11 protein-coding genes and 1 pseudogene are annotated in these 13,041 nt (G+C 70.1%); 8 read left to right on the plus strand and 4 right to left on the minus strand.

Annotated elements, in window-relative coordinates:
• Positions 1-246: 246 nt before the first annotated feature.
• The 3 genes from ACFFRH_RS34260 to ACFFRH_RS34270 all read right to left on the minus strand — a co-directional run bounded on the left by ACFFRH_RS34260 (position 247) and on the right by ACFFRH_RS34270 (position 4,983).
• The gene (locus tag ACFFRH_RS34260; RefSeq protein WP_386161528.1) at positions 247-2,157 is read right to left on the minus strand and encodes a pentapeptide repeat-containing protein; all 1,911 of its coding nucleotides are present in this window, start codon (positions 2,155-2,157) and stop codon (positions 247-249) included.
• Between the two features lie 332 nt (positions 2,158-2,489).
• Entirely contained in the window at positions 2,490-3,848 is a 1,359-nt protein-coding gene (locus ACFFRH_RS34265; RefSeq protein WP_344749912.1) for a cation:proton antiporter, read from the minus strand.
• Positions 3,849-4,422: 574 nt separating this feature from the next.
• Positions 4,423-4,983: a TetR/AcrR family transcriptional regulator gene (locus ACFFRH_RS34270; protein WP_386161530.1), complete on the minus strand. Its 561-nt coding sequence runs from the start codon at positions 4,981-4,983 to the stop codon at positions 4,423-4,425.
• A gap of 94 nt (positions 4,984-5,077) precedes the next feature.
• On the opposite strand from ACFFRH_RS34270, the gene ACFFRH_RS34275 reads away from it, so the two are divergent.
• The 5 genes and pseudogenes from ACFFRH_RS34275 (at position 5,078) to ACFFRH_RS34295 (ending at position 10,054) form a co-directional block, all read left to right on the plus strand.
• Positions 5,078-6,313 carry an MFS transporter gene (locus tag ACFFRH_RS34275; protein WP_344749910.1) on the plus strand — a complete coding sequence of 412 codons (1,236 nt, stop codon included), beginning with the start codon at positions 5,078-5,080 and terminating at the stop codon, positions 6,311-6,313.
• A gap of 51 nt (positions 6,314-6,364) precedes the next feature.
• Positions 6,365-7,201 (plus strand): aldo/keto reductase, encoded by an 837-nt coding sequence (locus ACFFRH_RS34280; protein WP_344749909.1) that lies wholly within the window; start codon positions 6,365-6,367, stop codon positions 7,199-7,201.
• A gap of 276 nt (positions 7,202-7,477) precedes the next feature.
• Positions 7,478-7,906 (plus strand): RrF2 family transcriptional regulator, encoded by a 429-nt coding sequence (locus ACFFRH_RS34285; RefSeq protein WP_344749908.1) that lies wholly within the window; start codon positions 7,478-7,480, stop codon positions 7,904-7,906.
• Between the two features lie 127 nt (positions 7,907-8,033).
• On the plus strand, positions 8,034-8,978 hold the full coding sequence (locus ACFFRH_RS34290) for a sulfite exporter TauE/SafE family protein (RefSeq protein WP_344749907.1): 945 nt from the start codon (positions 8,034-8,036) through the stop codon (positions 8,976-8,978).
• 174 nt (positions 8,979-9,152) lie between these two features.
• Positions 9,153-10,054: pseudogene (locus ACFFRH_RS34295) on the plus strand (IS982 family transposase).
• Between the two features lie 56 nt (positions 10,055-10,110).
• Here ACFFRH_RS34295 and ACFFRH_RS34300 read toward each other — a convergent pair.
• A complete protein-coding gene (locus ACFFRH_RS34300) occupies positions 10,111-10,779 on the minus strand; it encodes a TetR/AcrR family transcriptional regulator C-terminal domain-containing protein (RefSeq protein ID WP_386161532.1) in 669 nt (222 codons plus the stop codon).
• 86 nt (positions 10,780-10,865) lie between these two features.
• Between ACFFRH_RS34300 and ACFFRH_RS34305 the strand changes: the two genes are divergently transcribed.
• The 3 genes from ACFFRH_RS34305 (at position 10,866) to ACFFRH_RS34315 (ending at position 12,937) form a co-directional block, all read left to right on the plus strand.
• A complete protein-coding gene (locus ACFFRH_RS34305) occupies positions 10,866-11,069 on the plus strand; it encodes a DUF7489 domain-containing protein (protein WP_344749904.1) in 204 nt (67 codons plus the stop codon).
• Positions 11,070-11,197: 128 nt separating this feature from the next.
• Positions 11,198-12,178: an AF_0692 family protein gene (locus ACFFRH_RS34310; RefSeq protein WP_386161533.1), complete on the plus strand. Its 981-nt coding sequence runs from the start codon at positions 11,198-11,200 to the stop codon at positions 12,176-12,178.
• Between the two features lie 144 nt (positions 12,179-12,322).
• Positions 12,323-12,937 carry a dihydrofolate reductase family protein gene (locus tag ACFFRH_RS34315; protein WP_386161536.1) on the plus strand — a complete coding sequence of 205 codons (615 nt, stop codon included), beginning with the start codon at positions 12,323-12,325 and terminating at the stop codon, positions 12,935-12,937.
• Positions 12,938-13,041 lie beyond the last annotated feature (104 nt).

Below are 13,041 nucleotides of genomic sequence, written 5' to 3' on the forward strand. Positions count from 1 at the left end.
ACCATGGGCCGGGAGCGGGAGCGTGCCGCTGTGTGTCACGGATCCTCCCAAGCCGGTCGCGGAGAACGGAGATCGACCGCGTCGTGACCGCAAGCCTGCGCCGGGAGAGACAGACGCACCGCGGGCACCGGACCGAGCCAGGGGGGTGGCTCGGTCCGGTGCCCGCCTCGAACTCCGCCTCGCCGGTGGACCGGCTGTCCGTGATCGGGGTCTCGATCAGCCTCTCCGCGACGGAGGCACAGGTTCCTACCTCGCGGTGCGTCCCCTCAGGGCGTCGCGTCCCCGCGCCACGATGATGTCGACGGCCTTGACGTCGTCGATGTCGCGGGCGTCGGCCAGCGCCTTCTTGGCCGCGTCGTAGGCGTCCAGGGCCCGGTGCCAGTTGACGTCGCCCCCGGCGCCCTCTCCGTCGGCGAGGCGGTCGATCTCCTCACCCAGCCGCGTCACGTTCTCCTCCTGCGAGCGCCTCACCTCTTCCAGGTGGGCCGCTCGCGAGGTCGCCTCCAGCTTGGCGGCCTTCACGCGCCGCCGCCCGCGCGCGACCCCCCTGACCAGCACCCAGAGCGCGACCAGGCCCGCCAGCGAGAGGAAGATCACCCAGCCGAGCGCCGGCCGGCTGGACGACCCCGACAGGTCGGCGTCCTTGGCGTAGTCGGTCTTCATGCCGGTGACCTCGGCGTCCGCGAAGGTGGCGCCCCGCAGCTCGGCGTAGCTCAGGTCGGCGTCGGTCAGTGTCGCCCCGCGGAAGACCGCCCCCTGGAACTTGCCGCTGCTCAGGTCGGCCCGTTCCATCCTGGCGCCGGTGAAGTCGGCCTGGTCGGCCCTGGCGCTGCCGAACTCCGCGTCGCGCAGGTCGGCGCCGCCCAGTTTCGCCTCCGTCAGGTCGGCGCTGCCGAACTCCGCCCCCGACAGGTCCGCCTTCGACAGGTTCGCCCCGGCCAGCTTGGCGCTGCCGAGCTGCGCCCTCGCCATGCGCGCGCCCGTCAGGTCGGCCCCCATCAGCTCCACGCTGCCGAGCTTGGCGCGCTCCAGCCGCGCGCCGCGCAGGTCGGCGCCCTTGAGGTAGCGGATCGTGGCCCCGGTGGCCGAGACGTCGCGCAGGATCGCCCGGTCCAGCTTGACGATGCCCAGATCGACCCCGTCCAGCTTGGCGCCGGTCAGGTCGGCGCAGCTCAGGTCGCGGGGGAACTCGGCGACCGAGGTGAGGTCCCAGCCCGCGTACTTCTGCCCGCTGCCCGGCTCGCACGCCGGGTCGGGGGCCGGCAGGTCCTTGGGCACGCCCTTGCTGCCCGCCAGCCGGGCGCCCGTGACGTCGCGCAGCTCGGCCCCGCCGAGGTCGGCGCCCTGGAAGGTCGCGCCGTCCAGCACCGACCCGCGCAGCTGCGCGCCCCGCAGGTCGGCGTCCCGGAACACGGTCTTGATCATCGTGGACTCGTACATGCGCGCCTTGGACGCCTTGAGGCCGGTGAGGTCGGCCCGGCGCATGTCCGTGCCGTAGGCGTCGGCGTCGGTCAGGTCGACGCCGACCAGCTTCGCGTCGTCGAACTGGGCCGAGTACGTCCTGGCGCGCACCATCGTGGCCCCGCTCAGGTCGGCACCCTCGAAGTGCGCGTTGTAGGGAATCGAGTCGTCCATGGTCGCCTCGCGCAGGTCGGCACCGCGCAGGTTCGCGTAGTACAGCTCCGCCTCCGTCAGGTCGGCCCCGCGCAGCCTGGCCCCGGCCATCTCGGCGTTCCCCAGTCGGGTGCCCTTGAGAGAGGCGCCCCGCAGGTCGGCCCCGGTGAGGAGGCTGCGCACGAGCACACCGTCCAGCTTGGCCCTCCGCAGGTCGGCGCAGGACAGGTCGGCGGGCAGCGCGACCCGGGTGAGGTCCCTGCCGGCCAGCCTGGGACCGCTGCCGGGCCTGCACCCGGCCGTGGCGCTCCCGGCCGCCAGGTCGTCCCACGCGGTCTGGCCGTCCCGTGCGGTCCGGCCGCTCCGGGCGGCGTGGGTGTCTCGCGTGGTCCGGCCGTCCTGAACGGCCTGGGTGTTCCACGCGGTCCGGCCGTCCTGGGCGGCGTGGGTGTCCTGGACGGTGTGGGCCGAGGCCGCGGGGGTGGGCAGCAGGGCGGCCGACAGGATCACGGCCCCGGCGAGCAGGCGGGTAGGGCTGGACATGTCTCTCTCACTGTCTCCCCCGAGGCGCGCGGAGCCGACCGGCGGGGGAGAGCGGTGCCGGGCGGGGGTTCGTGGACAGGCCGGTGCGGGTGACACCCCGAGGGGAGGGGCCGCACCGATGGACGATACGGGAACGGGGCCCTTTATAGGAGGGCCCGGTTGCGGCCCGCTTGCGAGCCGCCTTCCGCCGTACCTTCTTCCGCCTTGCCTTCTTCCACTGCGCCTTCTCTCCCGCCGTACCGTGAACCGCCTCCCGGGCATCCCTCCGTGCGAATCGCCATACCGCGATGCCGCCGTACCGTGATTCGCGGTACGGCGGCATCGCGGTTCCGCTACAGCGGTTCCGAGCCGTTCGTCGGGGACTGTCTCGCCCAGGCGAGCTGCTCGTTCCCGCGCAGTTCCTCCTCCGCGGTCTGCTCCACCCTGGCCATCGCCCAGCGCAGGATCGGTGGCGCCATGAGCGAGGTCACGATCGCGACCAGCACGACGATCGTGTAGACCTCGACGCTGAGGATGCCCAGCCGCAGGCCCACCATGGCCACGACCACCTCGATCACACCCCGCGCGTTGAGGCCCGCGCCCAGCGCCAGGGCCTCCCACCGGTTGAGCTTGCTGGCGCGCGCTCCCGCGTACGCCCCGACGAACTTGCCGATGATGGCCACGGTCAGGATGCCGAGCCCGGAGAGCAGGACCATCGGATCGGTCAGGGACGTCAGGTCCATGCGCAGGCCCGCGGTGGCGAAGAAGATCGGCGCGAAGCCGGAGAGCACCACCGTGCGCAGCGGGGCGAGCCGCGCCGGGTCGACGCCTCCCGCGGAGCCGATCAGGATGCCGCACACGAAGGCGCCGAAGACGGCCTCCAGCCCCATCGCGTGCGTGGCGGCCGCGGCGAGCAGGAGCAGCACGGCCGCGGTCGCGACGGACGGGCCGGGGTCCTCCTCGTTCCGCGAGGTGAGCCGGAACGCGTGCCGTACCAGCGGGCGGCCCACGGTGAGCGCGAAGATCACGACCGCCGCCAGGCAGGCGAGCGAGACCAGCACGTTCCCGGCACGCAGGCCGGTGGTGGCCATGGCCGACACGATCGACAGCATGAACCAGCCGAACGCGTCGTCGATCATGCCCGCGGCCAGTGTGAGCTGCCCGACGTTACGGTGGAGCAGCCCCATGTCCATCAGGGTCTTGGCGATGACCGGGATGGCGCTGACGCACATCGCGACGCCGAGGAAGAGCGCGAAGACCAGCGTCTCCGTTCCGGCGGGAATGAGCGTGGCCGGGAGCAGGAAACCGGCGCCGACGCCGAACGCGAGCGGCACCAGCAGCCCGCCGGCGCTGACCCCGGCGGCCGTGGCGCCCCTGCGCCGGATCAGCCCCATGTCCATGTGGATCCCGGTGATGCCGACGAGCAGCAGCACGCCGATCTGCCCGACCGCGTCGAGCAGGTGGAACTGGGCGCTGTCCTGCGGGAACAGCCAGGTGGACAGGCCCGGCGCGACGTGCGCGAGGAACGACGGACCCAGGAGCACGCCGACGAAGAGCTCGCCGACGACGGCCGGCATGCCGAGCCGCCTGGCGAGGCGGCCGAAGACGAGGGCGAGCAGCAGGAGCAGTCCTACCTGGAGTAAGAAGATCAATAGTTGGTGTGCGGCGATCGGCGCCACCGGCGCCACCGGCGCCGCGAGCGAGACGTACACGACAGACCCCTCCGGTCTCTCACAAGGCACCACCCTGTCTCCCCAGTCAGGACGGTACGGCGTAGAGCCTGACAAAACGAAGATCGGCAATCAATCCTTGAAGAGTTACCCAAAATGTGCGTCGACACATGGGTTACTTGTTTTGTGGGGGACATCACATGGCCAACCACGTTTCATTCGCGGGAATCGGTCGAGGTGAGAGGGTTGGCAGACGCGGAATCGCCTCGGCGGCGAATCGACATCTCCCATCCCGCCATTCATCCCGCCACTCGGGAGGGACCTTTTTTCGCCCCTCCCGCTCGGGAGAATTCGCGTCCTGTCCCGCCGTGAGGGAGGGGGCGGCTTCTTGTCCCGCGAGGCGAAAGGACGCCGCCTTTTGTCCCGCCGTGAGGGAGAGGGCCGCGTCCTGTCCCGCAGCCCGGGGGGCTTCTTACCCCGTCGCCCGGTAGGGGCCTCTCGTCGTTTCACCGCCCGGGAGGGTTCGCCTCCTGTCCCGTCGCCCGGGAGAGGCCGCTTCGCCTCACGTGTGACCATCGCGGCACCGCGGGCGAACCCGGCAGTCCCCGCTCAACCGCTACCGAGGGCCCAGCAGGGCGTCGACCAGGGCGCGGCCGTATCCGGGTGCGAGGGAGTCGCTCATGAAGAGGACCCGGTACGTCATCGGCGCGACCACGTGGTCCAGCACCGCGTCCAGCGCGGGCACGTCCTCGCCACGCCCGGCGGAGCGGGTGAGGATGGCCTGGATGCGGCTGCTGGTGTACGCGCAGCACTGCCCGGTGCTCCTGCCGGCGTCGTCGCCGGCGACGACGTCGCGGATGAACGCGCGACCGGTGGGGGAGGACGTCTCCTCCAGCCACTCCTCGGCCCACGCCGCGAGGTCGTCCCGCAGGTTGCCGAGGTCGGCGGGGGGTCCGTCGGGCCGCATGTGCTCAAGGGCGACGTCGGCCAGCAGCTCCTGCAGGTCACCCCACCTGCGGTAGACGGTCGAGGGGGTCACGCCCGCGCGGGCGGCGACGAGCGGCACGGTCAGGTCGGCGCGGTCGCGCTCGGCCAGGAGATCCCGCACCGCCTCGTGGACGGCCTGCTGCACCCGCGCGCTCCGCCCCCCGGTGCGTACCGCCTGCCTCGTACCCATGGGCCGAGCTTAACGCAAAATATTTGCTTCAGTGGTCCGAGGTGTGTACGTTGCTAACGCAAATCTTTTGCTTTAAAGCTTCGGGAGCCCCTCCATGTCCTCCGTGACGTCCCCTGCGACCTCGACGTTGCCCGCCCACCGGCCCCGCCTGGGGGCAGGCGCGGCCGTGGTGCTCCTGGCGACGACCCTGACGACGTTCATGGCCGCCGCCAGCGCGCCCACCCCGCTGTACGCCGTGTACCAGGGCCACTGGGGCTTCTCCTCCAGCGTCCTGACGGCGGTCTACGCGGTCTACGCCGTCAGCCTGCTGGTGGCCCTGCTCACCGTGGGCTCCCTGTCGGACCACGTCGGGCGCCGCCCGGTGATCCTCGGGGCGGTCGCGCTCGAGACGGTCGCGATGGCGGTCTTCGCCTCCGCCGACGGGGTGCCCGCCCTGGTGGTCGCGCGCGTCCTGCAGGGCTTCGCCACCGGGGCCGCGTCCGGGGCGCTGGGAGCGGGCCTGCTGGACGCCGACCGGACGCGCGGCCCGCTGATCAACAGCGTGACGCCCGCCCTGGGCCTGGCGGCGGGCGGCCTGGGATCGAGCCTGTTCGTGCAGTACCTGCCCGCGCCGACGCGGACGGTGTTCGTCGTCCTGATCGTCGCGTTCGTGCTCCAGGGCGTCGCGATCCTCCTCCTGCCCGAGTCCGTCAGCCGCCGGGCGGGCGCGCTGGCCTCGCTGCGCCCGCACGTCAGCGTGCCCGCCGGGGCGCGCCGGGCCTTGCTGCTCGTCACCCCGATCACCGTGGCCGGGTGGGCGCTCGGCGGGTTCTACCTGTCGCTGGGGCCGTCCCTGGCGCGTGACGTCACCGGCTCGGGGTCGGTCGTGGTGGGCGGGCTGCTGGTCTTCGCGCTGACCTTCAGCGGCACCGTCGCGATCCTCGCGCTGCGGGCGGTCCCCGCCCCGCGCGCCATGCGGGTGGCCTCCGTCCTGCTGGCCCTCGGTGTCGTCGTGACCCTGCTCGGTGTCAACGCCGGTTCGGGAGTGCTGTTCTTCGGCGGTACGGTCGTCGCCGGGCTGGGCTTCGGCGCGGGCTTCCAGGGCGCCGCGCGCACCCTGCTGCCGGCCGCGGCCCCGCACGAGCGGGCCGGGCTGATGGCCGCCTTCTACATCGTCAGCTACATCGCGATGAGCGTCCCCGCCACCGCCGCCGGGATCGTCGCGGGCCTGCTGCCCCTCGCCGAGCTCACCACGTACTACGGGGTCGTCCTCACCCTCCTGGCCCTGGCCGCCCTGGCCGGGACGTTCCTCGTCCGCGAGCGTGTCGCCGAGGCGGCGCCCGCGGCGTGACCGGCTCCCCGGGGGGCGGTCCGGCGGGCCCGGCGTGGAAGGCTGTCGGTCATGACTGTTCTGGACATTCCAACCCTGAAGCTGGTCAACGGCGCGGACATCCCGCAGGTCGGCCTGGGCACCTGGCCCATGTCGGACGAGGAGGCGGAGGTCGCGGTCGCCGAGGCCGTCGAGATGGGCTACCGGCTGGTGGACACCGCCTACGCGTACCGCAACGAGACCGGGGTGGGGCGCGGGCTGCGGGCGAGCGGCGTGCCGAGGGAGGAGCTGTTCGTCACCACCAAGCTGAACGGCGAGTGGCACGGGTACGACGCCGCGCAGGAGGCGTACCAGGCCAGCCTGGACCGGCTCGGACTCGACTACGCCGACCTCTACCTGATCCACTGGCCGCTGCCGCGCAAGGACCGCTACGTGGAGGCGTGGAAGGGCATGGTCAAGCTGCTGGAGGACGGCCGCGTGCGGGCGATCGGCGTGTCGAACTTCAAGCCGGCCCACATCGACCGGCTCCTGGCCGAGACCGGCGTGGTACCCGACGTGAACCAGATCCAGCTCAATCCGTTCTTCACCCGTGACGAGCCCCGCGCCTACGACGCCGCCCACGGGATCGCCACCCAGTCCTGGGGCCCCATCGGGCAGGGAGGCGACCTGCTGGCGCAGCCGGTCGTCAAGGACGCCGCCGAGCGGCACGGCAGGACCCCCGCCCAGATCGTGCTGCGCTGGCACATCGAGCTCGGCCTGATCACCGTGCCGAAGTCGTCCAGCCCCGAGCGGATGAGGTCCAACGCCGACATCTTCGGCTTCACCCTCACCCCCGAGGAGGTCGCCGAACTGTCCGCCCTCGACCGGGGCGAGGCCGCCGCGACCGACTCCGACTCCACCGGCCACTGACCTTCCTCAAAACTCGAAGCCCGAGGCTCAAAGCCCAAAGCCCGAGGCCCGGGGCCTGAGGAACGCGGCCGACCGGCTCCCGGCGACACCGGTGTGCTCCATGCGCCCGCCCGGACGCTCCCGTCCGCGCGGGCCCGGCGCGTCGGACGTCTCGCGGGCGGACCTGACCGCGAGAATAATTCACAGTTAACCTATAGAGATAGTAGATTTAAGCGAGACCAGCCCACATGAGGCCGTCGGCCAACGGCAGAGGCGCACCGTCGGGGGGACTTTCGGATGCACATCACGGCCCGGAGCGACTACGCCATAAGGGCGATGCTGGTCATCGCGCTGAGCGATCCCGCCCCGGTCAAGTCGGAGACGATGGCCCAGGCGCAGGAGATCCCGGCGAGTTTCCTGCGCGGCATCCTGACCGACCTGCGCCGCGCCGACCTCGTCTTCGCCCAGCGGGGGCACGAGGGGGGGTTCACGCTCACCCGGCCGCCCGTCGACATCTCGGTCGGGGACGTCCTGCGCGCCGTCGCCGGCGAGCTGACCTCGGTGAGGGGGCTGCCGACCGGCGACGTGGCCTACTTCGGCGAGGCGGTGCGGCTGCGTGCGGTATGGCTGAACATCGAGACCTCCATAACCGCCATCGTCGACACCGTCAGCCTGGCCGCGCTCCTGTCGCCGGTGGCCGAGGCGGGCAGGCGGCGCAGGGCCTGACGCCGTACGTGGGATGAAGATTCCCATACCTTGAGACGCCTTGCTCGAAACGTGACTTGACGCCGCCTTGGCATTCAATCACGATAATTCCTATCAACAGAGTAGGAAAAACAGGAAGGGGGGCGTTGTGCGTGCGCTCATCCTCTTAGGCCTGGTCGGCTTCGCGGCACAGCTCGTCGACGGCAGCCTCGGCATGGCCTACGGTGTCACCTCGACGACGCTGCTCCTGGCCATCGGCACCAACCCGGCCGCCGCTTCGGCCACCGTCCACCTCGCCGAGATCGGCACGACCCTCGCCTCGGGCATATCCCACTGGCGCTTCAACAACATCGACTGGAAGGTCGTCGCCAAGATCGGTGTTCCCGGCGCCGTCGGCGCCTTCGCGGGAGCCACCTTCCTGTCCGGCCTCTCCACCGAGGTCGCGGCACCGGTGATGTCGATCATCCTGCTCGCGCTGGGCGTCTACGTCCTGATCCGCTTCACGGCCTTCGGCCTCCCGCGCGGCAACCTGGGCAAGCCGCTGCGCAAGCGCTTCCTCGCGCCCCTCGGCCTGGTCGCCGGCTTCGTCGACGCCACCGGTGGCGGCGGCTGGGGCCCGGTCGGCACCCCGGCGATCCTGGCCAGCGGACGCCTGGCGCCGCGCAAGGTGATCGGTTCCATCGACGCCAGCGAGTTCCTGGTCGCCATCGCCGCCAGCATCGGCTTCTTCGTCGGCATCGGCTCCGAGAACATCAACTTCTCCTGGGTCGCCGTGCTGCTGATCGGCGGCGTCATCGCGGCCCCCATCGCCGCCTGGCTGGTCCGGCACATCCCGCCGCGCATCCTGGGCTCCGCGGTCGGCGGTGTCATCGTCCTGACCAACGTCCGGACCCTGCTGCGCAGCGACTGGATCGACGCCTCCAGCGGTGTCCAGACCGTCGCCTACATCACCATCGCCGTCATCTGGGCCGCCGCCATCGCCTACTCGGTCCGCGAGTACCGCCGTGACCGCGACAACGAGACGGTCGAGGCGATCGAGGAGGAGGAGAGGCGCCGCGCCGCGGAGCAGGAGACCGCCGGCACCGCCAGCTAGACGAGTAAGTCCTAAGGCTGAGAACGGGTAGGGCGAGATGTGCCGGCTGGTGAGCCCGCCCGTGGAGCGTGTCCGTGGTGGGGCGGGCGTTGCCCACCCGGGCTGCGCCTCACGACAGACGAACCTGCCCTCAACGCCAGAGCGGAAGTGACGAAGGGTGTCGAGGATCGATGTGTGACCAACGACCTCGACACCCTTCTGACCGCGCTCTACGTCAAGATCGATGACTGGCTCGGCGCTCCCGGCAGCTGCGCCCGTCGGGGACGGCCGCCCCAGCCGGCCGACGCCGAACCGCTCACCGTGGCCATCGCCCAGGCCCTGCCCGGTATCCGCTCCAAGACCCGCTGGCTACGCTTTTTGCCCCGCCATCTGCCTGGCGCTTTCCCCTGCCTGCCCGGCCAGTCCGGCTACAACAAGCGCCTGCGCCGCACGCTGCCCCTGCTCCAGCGCACCATCTGCGCCCTGGCCCGCGACAGCGACCTGCGGGCCGACCCGATCTGGGTCGTCGACTCCACCCCGGTCGAATGCGGCCGCTCGCGCCCCACCGCCCGACGCTCGGACCTGGCCGACTGGGCCGGATATGGCTACTGCCGCTCCCATTCCCGCTACTTTTGGGGTCTTCGCCTGCACCTGGTCTGCACCCCGGCAGGCCTGCCCATCACCTGGGCCCTGGCCACCCCCAAGCTCGATGAGCGCCAGGTACTGACGGCCCTGCTGGAGCACGACCCGCACCTGACCGCCGAACGCCCCGGCCTGCTGATCATCGCCGACAAGGGATACGTCTCCGCCGAACTCGACGCCTACCTGGCCATGCGAGGTGTGCACCTGCTGCGGCCCCCTACCGCAACCTCACCCCCCGGCCCGGTGAGCAGTTCCTCAAGCCGATCCGCCAGCTGATCGAATCGGTCAACGACACCCTCAAAGGCCAACTCGACCTGGAACCGCACGGCGGACGCAGCCCGAGCGGCGTCACGGTCCGCATCGCCCAGCAGATCCTGGCGTTGACCGCCGCGATCTGGCACAACCGCGCCACCGGCCAGCCCATCACCCGGTCACTGATCGCCTACGACCACTGACCAGACTTCGGACTTACTCGTCTAGTCGGCCTGCACTGGGCTCATCGCAGCATTCATCAAGACCTCGCCGAGCGCGCATCCCGGCTGAGCGTGTCGGTAGTCGGGGTGGCGATCAACTCGCCGAGGCCGTGAATCAGAGCGGAGAGGCCGACCTCGAACTCGTGGTCCGGGCCGAGCGCTGTGACCGTGGCCGCGAGTTGCGCCAAGTGGGCAGTCGCTGCATCGGTCCGCTCCGGAGGCAGGATGATGGCCCCGCCGTCGCGGGCGGTCTGCTGTTCGAGGGTTGCGCCGATGGTGTATCGGGACACTGCGATATAGGCCAGGACCGCGTCGGTACCGGTGAAGCCGCTAGCTTCGAGCAGGCCGATCTGGGGGATCGCGTTGTCGATGTTGGGGCTTCTCGGTCCGGCTGATGCGATCAGTCGTCCACCGTCGCGGACTGAGAGCATCGCCTTGCGCAGGCTTCGGGCGTTGCGGGTCAGGAAGTCCTGCCACCGTTCACCCTCCACGGGGATGCGGTCGGTGTGCCACCGGTCGAGGACCTCGTCCGCGACGGCGGCGATCAGGTCCGCTTTGCTGGCGAAGTGATGGTAGAGGGCCGGCTGCGCGATCCCGAGGCGCGCTGCGATCGCGTGCAGGGACAGACCGTCGAGACCGCGGTCGTCGAGCACGTGGATCGCCGCCGCGATGATCGCGTGACGGTCGGTGCGGCTGGGCTGGGGCATGCCTCAACTGTACGCCTATTCCGGACGATGGTTATCGTTGATAGGCTTCGTGTCGAGGCCCGATTCGATCGAAGACGGAGGAACAGATGAGCAATGAACAGGCATGGGAAGCCGTCGTGGTCTCGAAGTCCCGCGCCCCGTTGGACGGGTCCAACCTGTATCGGCGGGTGACAGTCCGGCACGACGACGGGCCCGAGGAGAAGATCAGAGTCGCACGGGAGGCGTGGAAGCAGATCGAGGTCGGCGACCGGGTGATGAAAGAGGCCGGCCAGGACCCGCGTCGAGCGTGACGGAGGCGTCGGGCGTGGAGTCACAGTCACCACAGATCGGCCCCAAAACGGCCACGAGCAAGGCAAACCAGCGACCAGAGCCAAGAAAGACGGCGTCTCGAAATCGCCGTGCCGCGTTCACCCTGATCGTGCTGACGCCACTGATCGCAGAGCTCGCGCTCGGGTCGACGCCGGTCCGCATGGCGTGGCTGGTGATCCTCTGGGTTCCCATCTACGGCGCCGGCGTGCTGCTCATCCGAGAGCTCGTCGTCAGGCTTGGCCGCGGCTGGCCGAGCATCCTGCTGCTGGCCGCCGCGTACGAATTGGTCGAGGACGGCATCGGGCTGCAAGCCCTGACCAGCTCCCACCTGTACAACGCCGCGGAATGGGGCCTACGCGTCTTCGGGATCAACGCACCCTACTGGGAAGCGAACGTGATCTACCATGCGATCTTCACGGTGGCGATCCCCATCACGCTGACGAACCTGCTCTTCCCGACCCATCGCGGACGCCCCTATCTCGGCCGCCCCGGCACGGTGGTCGCGGGAGTCGTCGCCCTGATCGGGGTCGGCGTACTCCGCCTCAGCGTGCCAGTGAGCGAAGACCCGGGCTATCAGGCGCCGCTGCCGTTCGTCCTCGGAAGCATCCTCGCCGTGGTCGCCCTCGGGGTCATCGCGTTGGCAGTCGTACCGCGCGTCCGCCCCATTCCGAACCCGCTCAGGTTTCCCTCCCGCGCCTGGCTGTTCGGAGGGGCCGGGCTCGGCGTCCTCGTGTTCTTCGTGCTCACGTTTCCCATGTTCGGCTCCCGGCAACCGGCGTTCACCCACGGCCCGGTCGTGCTGCTCCCGATGGTCGCGGCAGCGGCCCTCGTCGCGGCGGGGTACATCACCCTGCGACGCATGAGCGCGTCACCGGCGTGGACCGAACGACACACGCTCGCCGTGATCGCCGGAGCCTTGATCGCGCACAGCATGGGCGGCCTTGTCGTCATGGCGCACACCACCATCGATCGGGTCGGCCTGATCGCGATCATCGCGATCACCGGACTCGCCACGTGGCTCCTCAACCGCCGCCTCCGACACCGCGAGCACACTCCAGAAAACATCCCGGCCGTGACGAGAACGCCTTAGCCGTCAGGTTGCGCCGGGACCGTCCCCAGTGCAGAACAAACCAAGCGGAATTCGCGCTTTCATGCACTCCCTGACGCCAGCAACCGCGATGGGGAGTGACGATCTGGCACGAACCGCTGACATCAACAAGACAGGAGCAACATTATGAGCACTACCTTTACCGTAGATTTTTTCTGCAGCCTCGACGGATACGGCATGGCCAGGGGCTGGCCGGGATACTGGGGCAAGGAAGGCCCCGAGGTCATCGAGGATCGGGTGCGCACCTTCGCACAGGACCAGGTGCTCGTCTTCGGCGCCACGACGTTCCGGCAGTTCTCGAAGTTCGTGACCATGTTCGACGAGCCCTACTACGACAGCCTCAACAAACTGCCGAAGATCGTGTTCTCCCACACACTCGACCCCCAGTCGCCCGGGTGGCAGAACTCAACAGTCATCGACGAAGACGCGGTGACGGCGATCGAACGACTGAAGCGCACCACCGATGTCCCGATGCGCTCGCACGGCAGCATCTCCCTGAACCGCGCTCTGCTCGCGTCCGGCCTCGTCGACCGGATCGAGGTTCTCATGTTCCCCGCGATCTCGGGTCGCGCCGGAGAAGCGGCGCTCTTCCAGGACGGCGCGGAGTTCGACCTGGAGCTCATCGAGTCGACCGTGCTCGACGGCCGGACGCACAAGCTCGTGTACGTCCCGCACCCGCACGACGAGATCCCCGAGAACGTAGGACCGAAGCTGCGGTCATCGACGTCCTCATCATCCTGATATGCCCGCGTTCGGCCGGCTGGTGCACCTCACGGTCGCAGGAACCAACGGCACATGCTGTCGGCCCCGTCCGAAGGAGGTCAGGGATGGCGACGACGGACGAG

It is taken from the genome of Streptosporangium vulgare (assembly GCF_042428775.1).
Lineage (GTDB): Bacteria > Actinomycetota > Actinomycetes > Streptosporangiales > Streptosporangiaceae > Streptosporangium > Streptosporangium vulgare.